Origin of the sequence: Acinetobacter sp. YH12200, assembly GCF_013418175.1 — a bacterium.
GTDB classification, from domain to species: Bacteria; Pseudomonadota; Gammaproteobacteria; order Pseudomonadales; family Moraxellaceae; genus Acinetobacter; species Acinetobacter pseudolwoffii.
Map to the genome: position 1 here is coordinate 150,150 of NZ_VPCO01000006.1, position 19,510 is coordinate 169,659.

Sequence of the window (19,510 nt, forward strand, 5' to 3'; positions counted from 1 at the left end):
TGGCAGGGTTTTTCTTATGACTCAAAGAAATTGACGAGAATAAGTTAACTGAATGAAATATGCGTTCTTCATGTTGGGTCTGGCCTTCAGTCCCTTAAGTTTTTCAAACGAAATTAATCCAGATATCCAGCATTATCTCGATCAGGCCAAAAGCAAACGTCTGGATCAGAGCACCACCTGGCAGCGTCTGATGTATGCCAATTCTAAAGGCCACAGCGAGGTCGATTATTCAGGCTATTTTCTGGTAGAGCAGGGAAAGACTGATCTCAAAAAAGAAATACAGCATAATATTCAGGCCTTATTTGGCAGTGCAGAACCGAATCAGTCCATCCGTTGTAAGTTTCCGGCCCGAAGCAGCTGGTTAATGCAGCAGCTGGATATTTCCGAACAGCAATTGCCTGAAGTGAGTTGTCCGGATTTTGATCAATGGATTGCTGAGGTCAAGCCCTATCAGGCCACGCTGATTTATGCCACAGATTTTATGGGTAATCCCAGTTCGATGTTCGGGCATACCTTGTTGCGTCTAGATCCCAAAGATCAACAGCAGCTCAACCTGATTTCCTATGCCGTCAACTATGCCGCAACCGTCGATAGCAATGACAATTGGTCATTTGCCTGGAAAGGGCTGACCGGACAATATCCGGGTGAATATTCCCTGATGCCATATTATCGCAAGGTCAAAGAATATGGCGACTTTGAAAGCCGGGATTTATGGGAATATGAATTAAATTTAACGCCGCAAGAGACCCGGTTTCTGGTGCAGCATCTTTGGGAAATGCAAAAGGTGAGTTTCCCTTATTATTTTATCAATGATAATTGTGCTTATCGCCTGCTGGGGCTATTTGATCTGGTGCGTCCTGAGTTAAATTTACAAAAACAGTTTAATTCGACTGCCATTCCGATCGAAACCTTGAAAGTGGTAGAACAGCAGGGCTTGATCAAACAGAAAGTTTATCGTCCTGCCCTGGAAACACAGTTGCTGGCTCAATCCAGACAGCATGGCAAAGCTTTGGCAAAAAAGGCTCATCAGCTGGCTTATGCAGAAACAGATACCATGCCTTCAATGTTGCAAACTTATCCGGCAGAGAATCAGGCCAAAGTGCTGGAAATGGCCTATGATCATCTATATCTGGATTTTCTCAGACAGAAAGTAGATGAGTCCTTTGCCCAGCCACGTTTTCGCAAGCTATTGGGCTTAAGAAGTCAGCTGGCTATCGAGAAACAGCGTCAAGCACCTGAGCGTCCGAAAACAGATCCAGTACAAAGTCATCATGCACGAAATATCAGTTTTGAGGCCGGACAGGTTCAGGGCGAATCCTTTGTTCAGCTTGGGCATCGTCAGGCCTATCATGATTTAATCGATCCACAGGGTGGTTTGCGTACCGGCACACAACTGCTGTTTCTGGATGGGGCATTACAATATCGTAATAGTGAACTCAAACTGGAACATCTGGATTTACTGGCCGTCAATTCCTATAACCCGATTAATCCATTTAATACGCCCTTATCTTGGGGTTTTAATCTGGGCTGGACACAGGAAGCCTTAGACCGTCATGGCCAGTTTAGCGAAGAGCAACAGCATGGCATCGCCGGTTTTAAGACCCAAGCGGGCTATAGTTGGGCAAATGCGAGCCGCGAACATTTGTGCTATGCACAAATGCAAACTCACCTTCAGGCGGGAAAGGCACTCGATCAGGGCTGGCGCGTAGGAGCAGGGCCAACTTTGGGCTGTCAAAATATCTGGACTGATCAGATCAACAGTCTGGTGCAAGTGGAACTGCCTTATTGGGAAGATTCGCATCACTGGCATCTGAAGCTAAATACCCAATTGCAATATGCCTTTACTGCACAGAATGCAGTTCGATTGTCTTGGGAATATCAGCAACAACAGGCGAAAGACTGGGATCAATGGAGTTTGGGCCTGATCCGTTATTTTTAAACGGCTTACATATTTTAAGGGCTAGTTTACGAAACTTTTCCTGTGAATCATCGATCAGTATAATTGGAATAATCTTGTCGATATTTTAGTTAATGTACCCGAATTTTGTTATATTTGTCACATAATGTTAGTACAAATTGCAGTGTTTTGGGGAATGGGTCGTATGAATAATGAATGCATGGCAATGCTGGCCGAACAATGGAAGCAGATCTGTCAGAATTATTCAGCAGATGATCTATTGCATGCATTTCATTTTGTTCAGGAACATTCGGTTATTCTGGTCGAAGAATTCTATAAGAATATGCTCTTAGAAAAAGAATCGGCCCAGTTCCTGACCGACCAGATGGTTCAGCAGCGTTTGCGTAATACCCTGATTCAATGGCTGTCAGAAAGTTTTAGCGTACCGATCAACAAGAGTTATGTGCAAGCCGTACAAAAGCAGGCGATGGTTGGACATGTACATGCCCGGGTCGGTATACCTTCTTGGTTAATCATGCGTGGTGTTCGCGAAATTGAACGCAAGGTTTTTGAACTGTTGCAAGCATCTTCTCAAAACAGCATGTTGACCGCCTGCAGTTATATTGTGCAAATCATGGGCTTTGCCACAGAAATCATGTGCCGTTCTTATGAAGCCAAAACAGCCATGAATCAGGAAATCAAACACAGTTACCGTGTTTTTTCAGCCATGCAGGATGTAGCGGTACAAAAAGACAAACAGCGCAGCTCATTGCTGGACTGGGAAAATGAACTGATGTTTAAGGTCTTTTCGAGCCCTGACAATTTAAAGCATCCGATGTTGTCCAAATCCGAGTTCGGTTTATGGTTTATCCATAAAGCCTCTTATGCTTTTACCGGTTCGGACCAGGTCGATTTAATCATTGAGCGGATTTATCAGATTGATGCAATTAATCAGACCATTATGGATTGTACGGATAAAAATAATGTCTTGGGGCTGATTCAACAAATCCGTGACTTAAACCGTGAAATTCAACTGCTGGTCGATCAGTTATTTCAGGTTGCAGAATATATTGAATCAGGCAATGATTCATTGACCCAGTTGTTAAATCGCCGTTATTTAAATACGGTGATTTCCCGTGAAATCACCTTTTCCCGTAAAAATCATACGCCTTTGTCTTTACTTGCGATGGATGCCGATTTCTTTAAAAGTATCAATGATAAATTTGGACATGCCGCAGGTGATCTGGCACTTAAATTTATTGCCGAAGCGCTGCAAAAATACAGTCAGGGCAGTGATTATGCCTTCCGGGTCGGTGGGGAAGAATTCTTATTGTTGCTGGTCGATACAGATAAACAACGTGCCTTAAGTATTGCCGAAAGTATTCGTAAATATGTTGAAAATGGCATGATTAAAACCGCGCAAGGACAACAGTTTAAAATCACGATCAGTATTGGATGTACGCTCTATGACGCGCATCCGGATTATCAGCGATTTTTAGATGCTGCGGATGCCGCACTGTATATGGCGAAAAATACCGGTCGTAACCGGGTCTATATGGCACAGTCGCCCTCAAATCCGGTAGGGCAGCAATGATCCAGCTAGCTTAAAAGTTCTATTCCTCTGCCGTATGTTGCTGGATAAATTCCTGAAATTTTTGCTTTTGCTGAATATAGTCTGGATGGTTTTTCGCATCATTCCATTTTTGTTTAAAAATGTTGGCGGCCGCTGCTTTGACCGGATCTTCGTGGCTGCGTGGCAATTCTGAACGGCCATGTGCGCCGCTTAAGCCTTTCTTATCTTCCGGAACCGGCCCATCATATTTTTTACCACCTTTATGGTTGGCGTAACGGCGGGCACGGGTATAACCCATCTGTAAAAACTTGCGTGCCATGTCCGCACCGATAAAATCATCTTGTTTTAAATAAGCTAGGAATAGCTGATAAATTTTGTCACTGCTGGCTTGGGCTTTTTCTTCATCCGCAAAGCGCCAGTGCGGCAGAATTTCAGATTTATAAGGCTCCACCAATAATACGCCTTGTTCTCCTCGGCCAATTCGGTACAACTCGGGCCGTTTGCGAAAATTAATCTTTTCGAAGTCCAGAGAATAATCAAAACTATTCGACACCACCCGTGACTGACGTTTTGGCGGCGGATTTTTGGCTGCTGGACTCATATCTTTGCCTTATATTTAGAAGGGTCGGTATCACTCAATAAAGAACACACTAAAAAATATAAAATAATTCTACTGATCTACTCACCCGAGATCAGGATCAAGAAAAGCCCCAGTCATGGGGCTTGGATTTTACTTTGACTTTTTCGAACTGGTCCTCGAGGTTTTGGCTTTATCAGACTTGCTCTTGGACGAAGTGCTTGACTGCTTTTTGGCCGGTGCTGATTTTTTTGAAGAAGATTTTTTCGTCTTGCTGTCTTCATCTTTGCTCTTATTGCTGCTTTTCGCTTTAGCCGGTTTTTTCGCTGAAGATGTTTTCAGGTCTTTGGCTTTATCGCTGCCTTTAGAACTCGCACTTTTCTTCGCCTTTACTTTTTCATCTTTACTGGCATTCTCTTTTTTAGAAGATGCTGCTTTAGATTTAGCACTTTCAGCTTTTTTGCTGACTTTGCGATCGCTGTCCTTGTCACTGCTTTTGTTCGACTTCTTCAGTTTTTCATCTTGCGTCTTTTTAGCAGTTTTTGCAGATTTCTTGCTGTCTTTGTCCTGATTGTTTTTGCTATTCGCCATGGTCATTTTCCTTGTCATTAAAAATCAAGCAGAAAGATATAAAGCTGTTTGCTGTATATCAACGTCAATTTACTTTAAGCGAGGACTAACTGGATTAAAACTTTATCATGTATCTAAATGTAGGCTTGTTGCAAAGATAAGCAGCAATTGTTTAGCTGCAAGTATAACGAATGCAAATTTGGTCAACAGCAGCTGTGATATCGATATTCTCTGACCAGAGCAGTTTATAAGAAATTAAAAGAACCCCGAATGATCGAGGCTTTAAATAATTGGCTTTTAAGGCTTAGTAGCTTTCTGGCACTGCACTTAAAAACTCACGGCGGGTTTCTTTATCAGTTTTAAAATCACCAATAAAAGAGACTGTACGTGTGGTCGATTCCTGTTTGCCCACACCACGCATCATCATGCACATATGTGCAGAATCAATCATCACGGCGACACCACGTGCTTTGGTGATTTCCGCCACTGCTTCTGCAATTTGCTGGGTCAAGTTTTCCTGGATTTGCAAACGACGCGCAAACATTTCAGTAATACGGGCAAATTTGGACAGGCCCAAGACATGACCTTCTGGTAAATAGGCGATATGGACACGGCCATAAAATGGTAATAAATGATGTTCACATAAGGAATAGAATTCGATGTTTTTGACCAGCACCATTTCACGGTTGTCGGAAGGAAAGACCGCTTTGTTGGTGACTTCTTCAAGTGTCTGACTATAACCCGAGGTTAAATATGAAAATGCTTTGGCAGCACGCACAGGCGTATCTTTGAGACCAGGGCGATTGAGATCTTCGCCAACGGCAGTAAGAATGTTTGCGTAGGATTGCTGCATAGTCATATGACGTATTCACTTAAACTGAGAATGAACAAGGACGGCATTGTAGCAGAAAACTTTTACAATGCCTTGTTTTGAGGCGAAAACCGGTTACTGTTTAAACTTTGGATTCTTTTCTGCACGTTTTAGCAGAACCAGAACTGCACCAGTACCGCCTTGTTTTTCAGGCGCACTGACAAAAGCCAAAACATCGCGATGCTGACGCAGCCAACCATTCACATAGGTTTTTAAAATCGCTTCCGGGCCTTTACCGTGTACGATCTTAATCACGTTCTGGTTTTCATCTTTGGCGATCTGGATAATTTGTAGCACCGCCTGACGCGCTTCTTCCACGGTACAGCCATGCAGATCCACAGCTTCAAACCAGCGTAAATTGCCGGCTTTTAAGTCTTCAAACACTTTATGCTGCAAGGTGGCAATGCGATAGCTCAAGTTGGCCTGACTCCCGACAGGATTGAGCATGGCCTGCGTGTCCGATAATGCCATGGCATCTGTTTCCATCGGGCCAGTCGCCGCTGCACGCTTTGCCAGAACTTGTGCATCCGGTTTTTTCTTGCGTGGTTTGTCCAATTGAACGGTATTTCCCGATTCAATTTTTTGCACGCCCTGCATTTGCTTGCGGAATAATTCCAGTTCTTCTAAAGCTTCTTGCTCGACAGTCTTTTCAACGGGTGCAGCAACAACCGCAGGGGTATGTGGCTGTGTAATTTGCTTCTTAAAAGATTTCAGCAGGTTGTACTGATCTTTAGATAATGAAGAATCGTGTTTACTCATAATGTAAAAACAAGGGAGATGCGGAATTTAACAGAATTATAGTCTGAAAATAGATAAAGGAGAAATGAATTGCTTGCATGGCATGTCTCGGTATTTGTGAATTCACATGATGCTATTTCTTTTCTTATCAATCCTGAAAATAAAAAAGCCCAATCCTGAGATTGGGCTTGGTCTAAGTATTAAACTAGTCAATAGTTAAACCGATTCAGGCTCACCAAACAGGTTACGGAATGCATGATCAGGTCGAGGCTGTTTCATAAAACTTTCACCGACCAGAAAGGCATGAATATCATGCTGTTGCATCATCGCCACATCGGCAGGAGTAGCAATACCACTTTCAGTGACTAACAGGCGAGAGGGATCGAGTAAGTTCTTTAAACGAATCGAGATATCTAAATCGACATCGAAGGTTTTTAAATTACGGTTATTCACACCCAGCAAGCAGCGATCTGAAAGTTTCAGCGCACGTTCCAGTTCAGCTTCATCATGTACTTCAACTAAAACATCTAAATTATGCTCAAAAGCAGTCTTCGACATTTCTTCCAGTTGCTGATCTGACAGACATGCCACAATCAGTAAAATACAATCTGCATCTAAGGCACGTGCTTCAATGACTCCATAAGGATCGATCAGGAAATCTTTGCGCAGCGCCGGCAGGTCACAATGCGAACGGGCAATCTGAATATTTTCATCTGCACCCTGAAAAAAGTCCACATCGGTCAGGACAGATAAACATGCGGCACCAGCATCTTGATACTGTGCTGCAATTTCCGCAGGATTAAAATTCTCACGAATAATCCCCTTAGATGGCGAGGCTTTCTTGATTTCAGCAATTACACCCGGACGTTTTGACATTAAAGACTGGGCAAAACCACGCACAGCTGATGCACCTTGAGCGAGCTCTTCCAGATCTTTATAACTTTTCTGCTTTAAACGTAGAGCAAATTCTTCCGTTTTACGGTCAACAATCTTGCCTAAAATTGTATTTGCGATATCCACCATGATCAAAATTCCTGACCGAATTAAGCTTCGTATTGTTTAATGGTTTTGGTAAATTCAGACAGCACACTCATTTTCTCCAGAGCCTGGCCGCCATAAATAATGTCATGTGCCAATGCAACACCATGTTTATAGCTGCTGGTCAAACCGGAGACATAAATACCTGCGCCCGCATTCAGGGCAATCATATTGGCCGCTTTATCACCGATCTCTGATTTTTTCTTGCCCAATGCATCCTTGATTAATGCCAGACTCTGTGCAGAATCTTCTACAATTAAACCAGTCAAGGTTTGAGATTCGATATTAACCAATTCAGGGGTAATTTCCCATTCAGTCACTTCGCCATTTTTTAGCTCTGCCACATACGTTGCAGAGGCAAGACTGATCTCATCCAGCCCGTCGCGAGAATGCACCACCATCACATGTTCAGCACCGAGCTGTTTCATTACTTCTGCAATTGGACGGCACAGTTCATTGGAAAACACGCCAATGACTAAGCGATTGACGCCGGCCGGATTGGTCAGCGGGCCAAGTAAATTGAAAATGCTGCGAATACCCAATTCTTTACGCGGGCCGATTGCATATTTCATGGCTGTATGATGATTCGGTGCGAACAGAAACCCGACCCCCACATCACGGATACAACGCTCGGTTTGCTGCATATTCAGATCAAGATTAATCCCAGCCTGTTCCAGTAAATCTGACGAGCCTGATTTGGTTGAAACGCCACGGTTGCCATGTTTAGCAATGGTTGCGCCTGCTGCTGCAATCACAAATGCAGACGCGGTAGAGACGTTAAACAGGTTTTGACCATCACCGCCTGTACCGACAATATCGACTAAATAGGGAATATCGCTGACATCAATTTTGGTAGCCAGTTCACGCATGACCCGTGCGGCTGCGGTAATTTCATCAATGCTTTCACCTTTAAGGCGTAAACCCATCAGCAGGGCACCAATCTGGGCATCAGTGGTTTCACCTGACATGATGGCACGCATCACGTCTTGCATTTGATCCTGAGTCAGGTGAATGTTTTTGGTAATATTGTTTAAAGCTTGTTGAATATTCATAAGATGTTCTTAGGCATAAATTTCGAGAAAGTTTTTAAAGATTTGATGGCCATGCTGGCTCAGGATCGATTCAGGATGGAACTGCACGCCTTCGACCGGCAATGTCTTATGTTTTACCCCCATAATTTCTTCCATAGAGCCATCGGCTTCATTGGTCCAGCAGGTCACTTCCAGACATTCAGGCAAGGTGGCTTGATCAATCACCAGGGAATGATAGCGCGTTGCAGGAAATGGCGACGGAAGATTGCTGAAAATCCCGGTATCGCTGTGGTACATATCCGACAGACGGCCGTGCATGACACGTTTGGCACGTATGATGTCACCGCCAAATGCCTGACCAATACTCTGATGGCCGAGACAAACGCCCAATAACGGAATTTTTCCAGCAAAATGCTGAATCGCAGGAATCGAAATGCCTGCTTCACTCGGCGAGCATGGGCCGGGGCCAATCACTAAATACTTGGGTTGCCATCGCTCTATATCTTCCAATGTCACGGTATCATTACGGACTACTTTTACTTCTTGATTCAATTCGCCAAAATATTGAACGATGTTGTAAGTAAAGGAGTCATAGTTGTCGACCATTAAAAGCATGAGCTTAACCTATTGAAATTAATGCACTTAACTGTGCTAAAGTTGTCCAGATCGTACTTTATTTGCGCTTATTGCAAGCACGGGTGTGACACGACTAAATCATTGATTTCATTGTGTGAAAATAAAGCACTATTCATCATAGCAAAAAATAGCCGTATTCGGCGCAACAATTTTGCTCAATTTATTTGCTTTAAAAGCATCTGTATCAACTGAAATAAAATTTTAATCATGATTTAAAGTAATAGACTTACTTAAAGAAACTTTAGGCTGTGTATTTTTTAGGGAAAAATTGATAAGTTAAAAATAATCAGCAATATTGATCTAAAGTTTGTTGAAAAAAGCATCACTTGAATAATAGAAATTTATATAGACTATGGTGTAGAAAGTATATTTAAAGAAAATGCCTCAAAATATTCACTGAGCAACTGCATGTTGCAGATCTCTGTTTGTCTCAGACCATAAGAAAACAGTCAATTTTTTAGCAACATATGGGTGTTTTTTAAACAAATACACGAAAAAGTAGCAAATTTTATATAAAAAACTATGTTTTTAATACACTTCTATAGGTGATTGCACTATTTAGGTGCGCTAAAAAATAAAGCAGAAATAAAATAAATGAAGAATGCCTGAATATAGTGCATTTAGTTTCTCAACTAGTATAATAGTCGCAAAGTATTTTTGTCACTTCATGATTTCTTATATAGATTTCAAGATTTTATCTATACTTTGAATAGTTGGTACGGTAATTGCTTAATGACTACCAACTACTAACACGCACGTAACGAGTGCAACAAAAATTCATCGGAGCAAAATGAGCATGGCGAACAAAGTCCTTCAACTCATCCAAGAAAGTGGCGCGAAATGGGTCGATTTCCGTTTTACGGATACTAAAGGTAAAGAGCAACATGTGACTTACCCAGCAGATACAATCGACGAAGATACTTTTGAAGACGGTAAAATGTTCGACGGTTCTTCAATTGCTGGTTGGAAGGGCATCGAAGCATCTGACATGATTTTACGCCCAGATGCAGAAACCGGTTTCATCGACCCGTTCTTTGCCGAGCCTACAGTTGTTGTGACTTGTGATGTGATTGAGCCTTCTACAGGTCAGGGTTATGACCGTGACCCACGTTCGATTGCTCGCCGTGCTGAAGAATACCTAAAATCAACAGGTATTGGTGATACAGCATTCTTTGGCCCAGAACCAGAATTCTTCGTATTTGACGAAGTAAAATGGGAAATCGATATGTCTGGCGCGCGCCATACATTGATCGCTGAAGAAGCTGCCTGGTCAACCAACAATGACTACGAAGGTGGTAACTCTGGTCACCGTCCACGCGTAAAAGGCGGTTACTTCCCGGTTCCTCCAGTTGATTCTTCACATGATATGCGTGCAGATATGTGTGCCAAAATTGAAGACATCATGGGCCCAGGTCGTGTAGAAGTACATCATCATGAAGTTGCATCTTGCCAGTTAGAAATTGGTGTAAGCTTCAACACCATGGTTCGTAAAGCGGACGAAGTTCAACAGTTTAAATATGCGGTTTGGAACGTTGCGCATCAATATGCGAAAACAGCAACCTTTATGCCTAAACCAATGGTTGGTGATAACGGTTCTGGTATGCACGTTCACATGTCGATCTCTAAAGATGGCAAGAACCTGTTTGCTGGTGATGAATATGCAGGCCTTTCAGAAATGGCATTGTACTTCATTGGCGGTATTATCAAACATGCGCGTTCATTGAATGCATTAACCAACCCTTCTACAAACTCGTACAAGCGTCTGGTTCCGCATTTTGAAGCACCGATTATGCTGGCTTACTCAGCGCGTAACCGTTCTGCATCTATCCGTATTCCTTACGTGTCAAGCCCGAAAGGCAAGCGTATTGAAGCTCGCTTCCCAGATCCGATGATGAACCCGTACCTCGGTTTCGCGGCATTGTTGATGGCGGGTATCGACGGTATTCAAAACAAGATTCACCCAGGTGAAGCGGCTGACAAAAACCTGTACGATCTTCCTCCTGAAGAAGAAGCGAAAATCCCGACAGTGGCGCATAGCCTGGATATGGCGCTTGAAGCACTTGAAGCAGATCATGATTACCTGCTGAAAGGTGGCGTGTTCACGAAAGACATGCTTGATGCCTATATCGAACTTAAAACTGAAGAAGTGCGTCGTTTAAACACGACCACTCACCCAGTTGAATTCGAGATGTACTACAGCCTGTAATTCTTTCAAGAATTTCCCTGTAAAAAACCCGCGCATGTCGCGGGTTTTTTCTATACTGGGTTAATATAAAGCAAAGAATGTTGAATTAGATTGTTATGGCTAAACCACGTAAAAAACATACCGGATTTTTTCCTTGGAATGATCCTAAAGACCATGCACAAGGTTTTAAGTTAAATTTTTCTGAAGTTACATATTTGGAAGTAGGGCATACCATTGAAGGTTATAAACAAGCACAGTTTGTTGAACTGAAAAATCCTGAACTGGCACTTACATTTGACTATCCAAAAGAGTTTTATTTAAGCGCTGAAGGCTTAATTTTAATTAAAACACCCCAAGGCAAATTTGAAGTGATTGCTAAAGCAGATAACTGTTAAACATGACGTATTTTTCTAAAAATCAGCATGCCTTGATGCCCACTATGTCTGCTGAGCTAAAACCATGGCTGTATGCATCAGGTTCTCTGACACAGCAATTGACCGGCTTGGCGCAGGGACAATTTCATGTTGAGCCTATTCAAGAGCATTTTCAGCGTTTAAGCTTCGCCAATGCCAAATGGATGCAGATGTCACATCAGCATACTTCCTGGGTGCGGGAAAGCTATCTCTATGGTTCAGAACAGTCGCCCTGGGTGAAAGCAAAGAGTATTTTTCCAATTTTAAGCCTGCAAAAAAAAGCCCGAATCTTTCAGCATATTGGGACTAAGCCAATTGGCTGGTTCCTGTTTCAACGGACGAATCCACTTTGCCAGCGTCGGGTCATTCTTTTAGAAGAGGGTTGGACGCGTCAGAGCTGCTATACTTGGCACGGCTGTAAATTTATCGTACAAGAAACATTTTTACCGGCATTTGAACACTTTATACAAAATTCAAGGGCTTGACTTTATATGGCAACTGCACAAGCAATAACCTGGCGTGAGCGTCTTGGCGCCTATTATTATCTTTGTCGTTTTGATAAACCGATTGGTACTGAACTGGTCTTTTGGCCAACCTTGTGGGCGTTATGGATTGCTGCTCAGGGGATGCCACGCATTGAAATTTTAATTCCCATGATTTTGGGTGTGATTTTTATGCGGGCGGCGGGTTGTGCCATCAATGATTTTGCTGACCGTAAAGTCGATGCGTATGTGGAGCGTACTAAAAACCGACCACTAGCGACCGGAGTCATCAGCGCCAAAGAAGCGGTGATGGTATTTCTGGTTTTGGTGGCTGCCAGCGCCTGTCTGCTATTTTTCTTGCCGATCGAAACTTTTTACTGGTCATTTGGGGCTTTGCTGTTAGCGTTTATTTATCCTTTTATGAAACGTTATACCCATTTGCCTCAGGTATTTTTGGGTGCAGCATTTTCTTGGGCGATACCCATGGCCTATACCGCTGTTGGGCAAACACCTGATCTGACCTGCTGGTTATTGTATTTTGGTAATCTGGCCTGGACTGTGGCCTACGATACTCAATATGCGATTGCAGACCGTGAATATGATTTAAAGATAGGGGTGAAATCAACCGCAATTCTGTTTGGTCGCTATGATATTCCAATCATTAGCACCTTGCAGGCGAGCAGTATTTTATTGATAGGTGCTGCATTTTGGCTGGAAAATTTATTGATTCCATTTGGCTTGTTAGCACTTTTGCTGGTTGCTGCTGATTTTATTTACCAATGGTTTAAAACTCGCGATAAAAATCCACAGCTATGTTTTTGGGCATTCCGTCATAACCGTTGGATTGGCCTCATTATTTTTGTGGGAATATTGTTTGCTCTAAGATAATTACCGTATGTCGGATAACAACAAAAGCATCCTATAAAGTATGCTTTTTTTATGATTAATTTTGAGTGATCTCGATTAAGAGATAGGGAATAACAATAAAAGGATAGAAATATGCAGAACAGTTATAAGAAATTGATGTTAGGTGTGCTGTGTTCCTCGGTACTATTTTTATCTGCGTGTAACGATGATGATGACGACAATTTTATAGGGTTTAATCCGGTTCGAACTTATGCAGTCGATGAGCAAGTAAAAACAGTGGTCGAACGTCATGATATTTTTACTTATAGAATGGAAGGTGTACAAGGTCGAGAAATTCGTGCGACCACATTGGTATTTACCCCGAAAGGTACTCCACCTGTAGGTGGTTGGCCGATCGTCGTCTGGGCGCATGGTACTACAGGTGCAGCAGATAAATGTGCTCCTTCACGCCTTGCTCTGGATGGGCCTGAAAAGGCCTTGGTTATGGGATTAGTAGAACGTGGTTATGCCGTGATTGCACCGGATTATGAGGGTTTGGGTAATGACAATGTGCCTCATCCATATTTACATCTGGAGAGTGCTGCCAAGTCAATATTGTCAGCGATTAGTGAAGCCCAAAAACAGTATGGTGGACTGCTGGCTAAAGATTGGGGAGTGATTGGTTGGTCTCAGGGTGGTCATGCTGCCTTGGCTGCTGCAGAGTTTTATAAGGCTTTACCAAATAATACCTATCGTGGAGCAGTGGCGATTGCCCCGGCTTCCTATCTTAACGATACCTTAGAAGAGGGGCTTTTATTTGCTCAAGATCTGGCTGAGTCAGGGAATGTGGCACAAGCAGTTCCAATTGCTGCGACTTTGTATACGTATGCAGCCATCGTCAGTTCAGGAATTAAGGCAGAAAAAACCAGCTTTAATTACAATCAGGCCTTTGTCAATGCCAAGGTTGATCTGGCCAGGCAGGCTGAAAGTTTATGTTCCCCTGAGCTTGCACAACGTTTTGGTGCAGATATTCAAACGACATTACAAAGTGGTGTGAATTTCTCGCAATACCAAGCGTTGCAGAGAAACTTTCTGAGTGATCCTGATATTATGGATTATCTGATCGATAATCAGCCTGCACAAACTAGACTTGATCGCCCAGTTTATATTTTTCAAGGCACAGCAGATACCACCGTACCTTATACTATTACCGAGATATTATATAAAGATATGCTGGCAGATGGAACTGATGTAGAGTTAATTCCAATACTGAATGCAACGCATGCCACAGTGGTCACTGAAAATATTCCAGCATTACTCAATACGGTAGAAGCGGTCATGAATACCCCAGTGTCTTAATTAAAACAAGAATAATAAATCCATGTTGGCTTGAGGTCGGCGTGGATTTAAATGTTTTTCGGCCTTGAGCTATGACTTTATTTTGTTATATTGAGCAGTGCAATTAAATGACGAAATTAAAGTAGGTTTGTTATGTCTGAGCAGCCGCAGCCCCGCAGTGTTAAAAAGCTGGTAATTTTAGGTGCGCTGGTATTATGTATACCGATATTTTTGGTGAGTATGGCTTTTCTTGCGGTAAATAGTGATGCTAAAAATCAGGAAAAATATAAACAGCAGCAGGCAGAAATGATTGCGCGCATCGAAGCGCGAGAAGCTGCGGAAAAGCTCAAAGCAGAGCAAGATGCAAATTCAACCCAAGCTGCATCCGAAAGCGCAGTAACCTTACCTTAAACTATCTCAAATCTCTTTGCAGTTGTCTGATGCTTGGAATCTGAGTGTATCGAATCACGGTATAGCCTGCTGCAATCAGCATGGCATCCCGTTCAGCATCTTCCTGCTCTTTGCCAATGTGGCTGGGATCATCCAGTTCAATAATGGTCAGTACATTATAGTCACGATCAAGCACCACAAAATCTGTAACTTTACGATTGAACTGATTACGCATGTTCATCTGGTCATGCGTAATCAAGGCGCTAAAGGCAACCTGAGCCAGAATATGATGATGAGGAAAGGCTTCTTTTAGGCGTATAAACATCCTGCTTTCAAAAGCAGTAATCACACGCTTCGGATAGAATTTTTTTTGACGGGTGAACAGATGCGGGAAGAGCAGGCAAACTAACGCAAAAGTTGCCAGGCAGCCAATCACAAAAAATATAAACTGACTCAAATTAAACACAGATCACAAATAGGGACGAATAAAAAAACCCACTTCGCAATGAGTGGGTTTTTTCAGAATCTTGGCTCTCCCACCTGGGCTCGAACCAGGGACCTGCGGATTAACAGTCCGTCGCTCTACCGACTGAGCTATGGGAGAATGGATTGGCTCTCCAACCTGGGCTCGAACCAGGGACCTGCGGATTAACAGTCCGTCGCTCTACCGACTGAGCTATTGGAGAATCTGACAGCGATTATAGAGAGATTTAAAAAGGGGTCAAGGCACTTTTAGAAAAAAGCCGAAGAAATTGAATCAAGTGTTTTAAAAATAGTCGAAAAGGCTTGGAGTTCAAACTGTTATGTTTATGTAAACAGTCGGAGCAGTCAGATTGTTATCAGCCTTAATTTTTATAAGTGATCTGGCTCAGAGAATATAAGGTAGCTAATTGTATATACAGATATCACTACCGATCTCAATTTAAAAAAGCAGATATAAAAAAACCCACTTCGCAATGAGTGGGTTTTTTAGAATTTTGGCTCTTCCACCTGGGTTCGAACCAGGGACCTGCGGATTAACAGTCCGTCGCTCTACCGACTGAGCTATGGAAGAATAGATGGCTCTCCAACCTGGGCTCGAACCAGGGACCTGCGGATTAACAGTCCGTCGCTCTACCGACTGAGCTATTGGAGAATCTGATCGGCATTTTAGGCAGGAAACCCAAGGTCGTCAATCAATTAATGTAAAGAAATGAATTGTTTGCTTTATAAATATTCATTTGGGGCTTAAAAATAAAAAAATCACCCGAAATGGGTGATTTTTTAGCAAAGAAATAAAGAATTATTTCTCAACACCTGCAGGCTGACCTGCATATTTCGCATTTGCATAATCCCAGTTTACTAGGCTTTCCAGGAAAGTAGAGATGTATTTAGGACGTGCATTACGGAAATCGATGTAATAAGCATGTTCCCAAACGTCAATCGTCAATACTGCAATTTTGCCATGTGCCATTGGCGTATCAGCATTTGAAGTTTTCATGATTGACAGTTGACCGTTTACTTGGTCAGCCACTAACCAAGCCCAACCTGAACCGAACTGAGTGGTTGCAGCAGCAGCAAATTCTTCAGCAAATTTTTCGTAAGAACCGAAAGCTTCATCAATTTTTGCAGCCAAAGTGCCCGTTGCTTTACCGCCACCGTTTTTAGCCATACAGTTCCAGTAGAACGTGTGGTTCCAAACTTGGGCAGCGTTATTGAAAACACCTGCTTTAGACGCATCACCAGCAGTTGCTGTAATGATTTCTTCTAGAGTTTTGCCTTCAAGCTCAGTACCAGCGATCAGGTTGTTCAGGTTAACCACATAAGTATTGTGGTGTTTGTCGTGATGGTATTCTAAAGTTTCTTTGCTGATGTGTGGAGCAAGATCTTCGTAGCCATAAGGTAATGCTGGTAAAGTAATGGTTGTCATGTTCTCAATTCCTTGCATTTAGCTGGGTTTTAACAATAAGTGGCTTTATTGTAATAGATAATCGGACAAAATGGGCATTGCGTATAAATAACAATACACAATAAATCCTGAAAATATATAAATAAAGCTCGTGGAAAATGCTGTCAGCGAGAATTAAATCGGATTGTCTAATTCGTAATAAGCATATTCAATATTAAACTGTTCTGAAATCGCTTTGGCCAGGCGCTGTACACCATATTTTTCAGTGGCATGATGGCCACAGGCATAATAATGTACATTCAGTTCCTGAGCTTCATAGAAGGTGCGTTCGCTCACTTCACCAGAAATGTAAGCATCACACTCTTGTAGCGCTGCTTTATGAATATAATCCTGCGCACCACCGGTACAGAAACCGACTTTATGGATTTGAGTTTTGTCCGCAGGAAGATGAATTGCATCAAAGCCAAGTTTTTCTGAAACATGGTTTTTAAAATATTCAGGGCTCATCGGTTGTTTTAAATAGCCAATATTGCCAATCGGATGGCGTTCACTCGGATCCAACTGTTCGATATTTTCCAGTTCTAATAAATCTGCAATCGCCGCATTATTGCCTAAAGTTGGATGACTGTCTAAAGGCAGATGATAGCCAACCAGAGAGATATCATTTTGAATTAAGGCTTTAATTCGTTTACCGCGCATACCAGTGATCGGGTAGGCTTCACCTTTCCAGAAATAGCCATGATGAACCAGCAGTAAATCTGCGCCTTGCTCAATTGCCGCTTCGATCGCACTTTGCGAAGCACTCACGGCACACAGGATTTTATTGATCTCGGATTTACCTTCAATCTGCAAGCCATTCGGTGCATAGTCCTTAAATTCACGTGCTGCCAAAGTCTGTTCACACCACTGAATAATATCGTTTAAATTCGCCATAAAATTCCTGTTCGTTTAAAAACTTGCCAATATTTATCTTTATATTTAATTGTAACTAAAGCTGCACAAAACTCTGTGGAATTTTTTGTGTTTAGTTATGTATTTCGCATTACAATAGAACACAAATTACTTAGTCATCAACGAATTAAAATATTTTAGAGGATAACAACGTGCGCCGCACCTTTACATGGTTACCCTGGGTGTTACTGATTTTGGTCATTATCGGTTTTTTGGGGTGGCAACAACTACAAAAACCAAAAGCACCGGTTGCACCAGATGGTGTCAAGATGCCTGCTGAAAAAGTAGAGCCGTTGATTGATACGTCGCGCTCAGGAGGCGTGGTCTCCTATAGTGCTGCGGTGAGAGTAGCAGCGCCGGCTGTAGTCAATATCTTTACCACTCAAAAAGTCAAACAGCAGGCTCATCCTTTGCTGACCGATCCGGTCTTTCGTGAGTTTTTTGGCGATCAGTTGCCTGACCAGTATGGACAAAGTCCGAATGAGAACAGTTTAGGTTCCGGGGTGATTGTACGTCCTGATGGTTATATCCTGACCAATAATCATGTGATTGCACAGGCAGACCAGATTGTGGTGGCATTGCAGGATGGACGACGTGCTGAAGCAAAAGTTGTGGGAATGGATCCAGATACCGATCTGGCAGTGATTAAAATTGAACTGGATCAATTACCCGTGTTGCCTTTTAAATTGAGTGGCAATGAAGTCGGTGACGTCGTTTTGGCCATTGGCAACCCATTTGGTGTGGGTCAAACCGTAACGCAAGGGATTATTTCAGCAACAGGGCGTTCAGATCTGGGCATTAATACCTATGAAGACTTTGTACAAACCGACGCTGCAATTAACCCGGGAAATTCAGGCGGAGCCTTGATCGATGTCGCAGGTAACCTGATTGGGGTGAATACGGCAATTTTCTCGCAAACTGGTGGTTCACTGGGGATTGGTTTCGCCATTCCAGCCAAAATCTGCCAGCAGGTGATGAATGCTATTCTGAAAGATGGCCGTGTCGTTCGTGGCTGGTTAGGAATCAGTTTATTACCGACAGAACGTGATGATGTACTGCAACCTAAAGAGAAAGGGGTGACTGTCGCAGAAGTGCTGGCAGATGGACCGGCAGCGAAAGCGGGCATCCAGCGTGGCGACAAAATTATGAAAGTGAATGAGGAAGAGATTAGTTCGGCTTCGCATTTGATTAATTTTGTTGCCCTGCAAAAGCCGAATAGTACCATTCAGATTGAAGTAGAGCGTGCTGGAAAAACCATGATGCTGGATGTAGTAGTGACTGAGCGTAAAGCACAAAACAGTTCTTCCCAATATATTCCACTGCCCGGTCAGTAAGTTTCTATTTAAAAAATCCCTCTGCAGAGGGATTTTTTTTGCTTGTTATTTTTTAGTTACCTGATACAAAAATGAAATACGGCTTTTGGTTTAAATCATTTAACTTGATGAAATTACATCAAAAGAGAAAATAAAAAATGACTTTTATGACGGCGGATCAGGCCAAGGTTTTATCAGATGTGGCCAATTTAAATATTGAGGTCTATAAGCCGCGTCTAGCCAAGTTAATTGAAGAAAATGCAAAACAGGGCAATACCGCAGTCATTACTGTATTTCCCAAACATTTACCTTTGGAAGATATTCGGGCTTTATCAGCCGAGTTGACTGAACTGGGCTATAACGTACGTTTTGAAGTGCTGGAGTTTTATTATAGCTTTAATGTGTACTGGCTCTAGTGTGAATCTTCATTGAACTAAGGCTTATTTTGAGCCACTATTTTACTGGATCGGTCTGATTTGATCTTATGAGTGATCGGACTGTATGTGATCAAAGGCGCGAGTTTTTATAAGTAGGTGCTCAACTCTAAAAAATCCATCAGTTTTATTTTAGAATCATTAGGGTCTGTTGACATTTCAAGTATAGAATTTACCCGATAAAGGTAGCCAAATAAATATACAAGCTAATGCAACTGCCCCCTCATAGCTACACTTTAGCTTATCATATCGTGTTGCTATTCCTCTGAACTGCTTTAACCTACAAAATGCATTCTCAACTAAGTGTCTGATTTTATATAAATACCAATCCATATGATC

General features: G+C 42.4%; 20 protein-coding genes, 4 tRNA genes and 1 pseudogene. 10 read left to right on the forward strand and 15 right to left on the reverse strand.

Annotated elements, in window-relative coordinates; genetic code table 11:
- The first annotated feature begins 52 nt into the window (after nt 1–52).
- Entirely contained in the window at nt 53–1,939 is a 1,887-nt protein-coding gene (locus FTU90_RS06060; protein WP_180072050.1) for a DUF4105 domain-containing protein, read from the forward strand.
- A gap of 163 nt (nt 1,940–2,102) precedes the next feature.
- Nucleotides 2,103–3,491 carry a diguanylate cyclase gene (locus FTU90_RS06065; protein ID WP_180072051.1) on the forward strand — a complete coding sequence of 463 codons (1,389 nt, stop codon included), beginning with the start codon at nt 2,103–2,105 and terminating at the stop codon, nt 3,489–3,491.
- Nucleotides 3,492–3,510: 19 nt separating this feature from the next.
- On the opposite strand, the gene FTU90_RS06070 is transcribed toward FTU90_RS06065, so the two are convergent.
- From FTU90_RS06070 to FTU90_RS06100, 7 genes are all read right to left on the reverse strand, one after another.
- Nucleotides 3,511–4,071 carry a DUF4385 domain-containing protein gene (locus FTU90_RS06070; protein WP_180072052.1) on the reverse strand — a complete coding sequence of 187 codons (561 nt, stop codon included), beginning with the start codon at nt 4,069–4,071 and terminating at the stop codon, nt 3,511–3,513.
- Between the two features lie 129 nt (nt 4,072–4,200).
- Nucleotides 4,201–4,638: a hypothetical protein gene (locus FTU90_RS06075; RefSeq protein WP_180072053.1), complete on the reverse strand. Its 438-nt coding sequence runs from the start codon at nt 4,636–4,638 to the stop codon at nt 4,201–4,203.
- A 283-nt stretch (nt 4,639–4,921) separates the two neighbouring features.
- Nucleotides 4,922–5,470: a GTP cyclohydrolase I FolE gene (gene folE, locus FTU90_RS06080; RefSeq protein ID WP_005096407.1), complete on the reverse strand. Its 549-nt coding sequence runs from the start codon at nt 5,468–5,470 to the stop codon at nt 4,922–4,924.
- 93 nt (nt 5,471–5,563) lie between these two features.
- Nucleotides 5,564–6,247: a Smr/MutS family protein gene (locus FTU90_RS06085; RefSeq protein ID WP_074383030.1), complete on the reverse strand. Its 684-nt coding sequence runs from the start codon at nt 6,245–6,247 to the stop codon at nt 5,564–5,566.
- Nucleotides 6,248–6,442: 195 nt separating this feature from the next.
- The gene (trpC, locus tag FTU90_RS06090; RefSeq protein ID WP_180072054.1) at nt 6,443–7,249 is read right to left on the reverse strand and encodes an indole-3-glycerol phosphate synthase TrpC; all 807 of its coding nucleotides are present in this window, start codon (nt 7,247–7,249) and stop codon (nt 6,443–6,445) included.
- Nucleotides 7,250–7,269: 20 nt separating this feature from the next.
- Nucleotides 7,270–8,316 (reverse strand): anthranilate phosphoribosyltransferase, encoded by a 1,047-nt coding sequence (trpD, locus tag FTU90_RS06095; protein ID WP_005096410.1) that lies wholly within the window; start codon nt 8,314–8,316, stop codon nt 7,270–7,272.
- Nucleotides 8,317–8,325: 9 nt separating this feature from the next.
- Nucleotides 8,326–8,910, reverse strand: coding sequence for an aminodeoxychorismate/anthranilate synthase component II (locus FTU90_RS06100; protein WP_218945068.1), 585 nt, complete (start codon nt 8,908–8,910; stop codon nt 8,326–8,328).
- Nucleotides 8,911–9,721: 811 nt separating this feature from the next.
- Here FTU90_RS06100 and glnA point away from each other — a divergent pair.
- From glnA to FTU90_RS06130, 6 genes are all read left to right on the forward strand, one after another.
- Complete coding sequence (gene glnA / locus FTU90_RS06105) at nt 9,722–11,137, forward strand: type I glutamate--ammonia ligase (RefSeq protein ID WP_171063330.1); 1,416 nt, start codon at nt 9,722–9,724, stop codon at nt 11,135–11,137.
- Nucleotides 11,138–11,232: 95 nt separating this feature from the next.
- Complete coding sequence (locus FTU90_RS06110) at nt 11,233–11,511, forward strand: hypothetical protein (RefSeq protein ID WP_005096415.1); 279 nt, start codon at nt 11,233–11,235, stop codon at nt 11,509–11,511.
- Nucleotides 11,512–11,546: 35 nt separating this feature from the next.
- The gene (locus tag FTU90_RS06115) at nt 11,547–12,014 is read left to right on the forward strand and encodes a chorismate lyase (protein WP_034609065.1); all 468 of its coding nucleotides are present in this window, start codon (nt 11,547–11,549) and stop codon (nt 12,012–12,014) included.
- Nucleotides 12,015–12,020: 6 nt separating this feature from the next.
- The gene (gene ubiA, locus FTU90_RS06120) at nt 12,021–12,899 is read left to right on the forward strand and encodes a 4-hydroxybenzoate octaprenyltransferase (RefSeq protein WP_159138017.1); all 879 of its coding nucleotides are present in this window, start codon (nt 12,021–12,023) and stop codon (nt 12,897–12,899) included.
- A 111-nt stretch (nt 12,900–13,010) separates the two neighbouring features.
- The gene (locus tag FTU90_RS06125) at nt 13,011–14,216 is read left to right on the forward strand and encodes a S9 family peptidase (protein WP_005171797.1); all 1,206 of its coding nucleotides are present in this window, start codon (nt 13,011–13,013) and stop codon (nt 14,214–14,216) included.
- A 132-nt stretch (nt 14,217–14,348) separates the two neighbouring features.
- A complete protein-coding gene (locus FTU90_RS06130; protein ID WP_005171794.1) occupies nt 14,349–14,606 on the forward strand; it encodes a hypothetical protein in 258 nt (85 codons plus the stop codon).
- 1 nt (nt 14,607) lies between these two features.
- Here FTU90_RS06130 and FTU90_RS06135 read toward each other — a convergent pair whose 3' ends face one another.
- The 7 genes from FTU90_RS06135 to FTU90_RS06165 all read right to left on the reverse strand — a co-directional run bounded on the left by FTU90_RS06135 (nt 14,608) and on the right by FTU90_RS06165 (nt 17,406).
- Nucleotides 14,608–15,051, reverse strand: a complete 444-nt coding sequence (locus tag FTU90_RS06135) for a DUF2726 domain-containing protein (protein ID WP_034608591.1) — start codon at nt 15,049–15,051, stop codon at nt 14,608–14,610.
- A gap of 62 nt (nt 15,052–15,113) precedes the next feature.
- Nucleotides 15,114–15,189, reverse strand: a tRNA-Asn gene (locus FTU90_RS06140).
- A 6-nt stretch (nt 15,190–15,195) separates the two neighbouring features.
- A tRNA-Asn gene (locus tag FTU90_RS06145) sits at nt 15,196–15,271 on the reverse strand.
- A 292-nt stretch (nt 15,272–15,563) separates the two neighbouring features.
- Nucleotides 15,564–15,639, reverse strand: a tRNA-Asn gene (locus FTU90_RS06150).
- A gap of 5 nt (nt 15,640–15,644) precedes the next feature.
- A tRNA-Asn gene (locus tag FTU90_RS06155) sits at nt 15,645–15,720 on the reverse strand.
- Nucleotides 15,721–15,867: 147 nt separating this feature from the next.
- The gene (locus FTU90_RS06160) at nt 15,868–16,494 is read right to left on the reverse strand and encodes a superoxide dismutase (RefSeq protein ID WP_180072055.1); all 627 of its coding nucleotides are present in this window, start codon (nt 16,492–16,494) and stop codon (nt 15,868–15,870) included.
- Between the two features lie 153 nt (nt 16,495–16,647).
- Complete coding sequence (locus FTU90_RS06165) at nt 16,648–17,406, reverse strand: Nif3-like dinuclear metal center hexameric protein (protein WP_180072056.1); 759 nt, start codon at nt 17,404–17,406, stop codon at nt 16,648–16,650.
- 170 nt (nt 17,407–17,576) lie between these two features.
- Here FTU90_RS06165 and FTU90_RS06170 point away from each other — a divergent pair, with 170 nt between their 5' ends.
- Together FTU90_RS06170 and FTU90_RS06175 are read left to right on the forward strand one after the other, a co-directional pair.
- Nucleotides 17,577–18,758 carry a trypsin-like peptidase domain-containing protein gene (locus FTU90_RS06170; protein ID WP_005096426.1) on the forward strand — a complete coding sequence of 394 codons (1,182 nt, stop codon included), beginning with the start codon at nt 17,577–17,579 and terminating at the stop codon, nt 18,756–18,758.
- 137 nt (nt 18,759–18,895) lie between these two features.
- Complete coding sequence (locus tag FTU90_RS06175) at nt 18,896–19,153, forward strand: hypothetical protein (RefSeq protein WP_005096427.1); 258 nt, start codon at nt 18,896–18,898, stop codon at nt 19,151–19,153.
- A 177-nt stretch (nt 19,154–19,330) separates the two neighbouring features.
- Here the strand turns inward: FTU90_RS06175 and FTU90_RS06180 are convergent.
- Nucleotides 19,331–19,510 (reverse strand): annotated as a pseudogene (locus tag FTU90_RS06180) (IS5/IS1182 family transposase); the annotation flags it as partial.

Coding starts and splice junctions, on each gene's coding strand:
- FTU90_RS06060 (WP_180072050.1), top strand. CDS start 53: ATGAAATATGCGTTCTTCATGTTGGGTCTGGCCTTCAGTCCCTTAAGT.
- FTU90_RS06065 (WP_180072051.1), top strand. CDS start 2,103: ATGAATAATGAATGCATGGCAATGCTGGCCGAACAATGGAAGCAGATC.
- FTU90_RS06070 (WP_180072052.1), bottom strand. CDS start 4,071: ATGAGTCCAGCAGCCAAAAATCCGCCGCCAAAACGTCAGTCACGGGTG.
- FTU90_RS06075 (WP_180072053.1), bottom strand. CDS start 4,638: ATGGCGAATAGCAAAAACAATCAGGACAAAGACAGCAAGAAATCTGCA.
- folE (WP_005096407.1), bottom strand. CDS start 5,470: ATGCAGCAATCCTACGCAAACATTCTTACTGCCGTTGGCGAAGATCTC.
- FTU90_RS06085 (WP_074383030.1), bottom strand. CDS start 6,247: ATGAGTAAACACGATTCTTCATTATCTAAAGATCAGTACAACCTGCTG.
- trpC (WP_180072054.1), bottom strand. CDS start 7,249: ATGGTGGATATCGCAAATACAATTTTAGGCAAGATTGTTGACCGTAAA.
- trpD (WP_005096410.1), bottom strand. CDS start 8,316: ATGAATATTCAACAAGCTTTAAACAATATTACCAAAAACATTCACCTG.
- FTU90_RS06100 (WP_218945068.1), bottom strand. CDS start 8,910: ATGCTTTTAATGGTCGACAACTATGACTCCTTTACTTACAACATCGTT.
- glnA (WP_171063330.1), top strand. CDS start 9,722: ATGAGCATGGCGAACAAAGTCCTTCAACTCATCCAAGAAAGTGGCGCG.
- FTU90_RS06110 (WP_005096415.1), top strand. CDS start 11,233: ATGGCTAAACCACGTAAAAAACATACCGGATTTTTTCCTTGGAATGAT.
- FTU90_RS06115 (WP_034609065.1), top strand. CDS start 11,547: ATGCCCACTATGTCTGCTGAGCTAAAACCATGGCTGTATGCATCAGGT.
- ubiA (WP_159138017.1), top strand. CDS start 12,021: ATGGCAACTGCACAAGCAATAACCTGGCGTGAGCGTCTTGGCGCCTAT.
- FTU90_RS06125 (WP_005171797.1), top strand. CDS start 13,011: ATGCAGAACAGTTATAAGAAATTGATGTTAGGTGTGCTGTGTTCCTCG.
- FTU90_RS06130 (WP_005171794.1), top strand. CDS start 14,349: ATGTCTGAGCAGCCGCAGCCCCGCAGTGTTAAAAAGCTGGTAATTTTA.
- FTU90_RS06160 (WP_180072055.1), bottom strand. CDS start 16,494: ATGACAACCATTACTTTACCAGCATTACCTTATGGCTACGAAGATCTT.
- FTU90_RS06165 (WP_180072056.1), bottom strand. CDS start 17,406: ATGGCGAATTTAAACGATATTATTCAGTGGTGTGAACAGACTTTGGCA.
- FTU90_RS06175 (WP_005096427.1), top strand. CDS start 18,896: ATGACTTTTATGACGGCGGATCAGGCCAAGGTTTTATCAGATGTGGCC.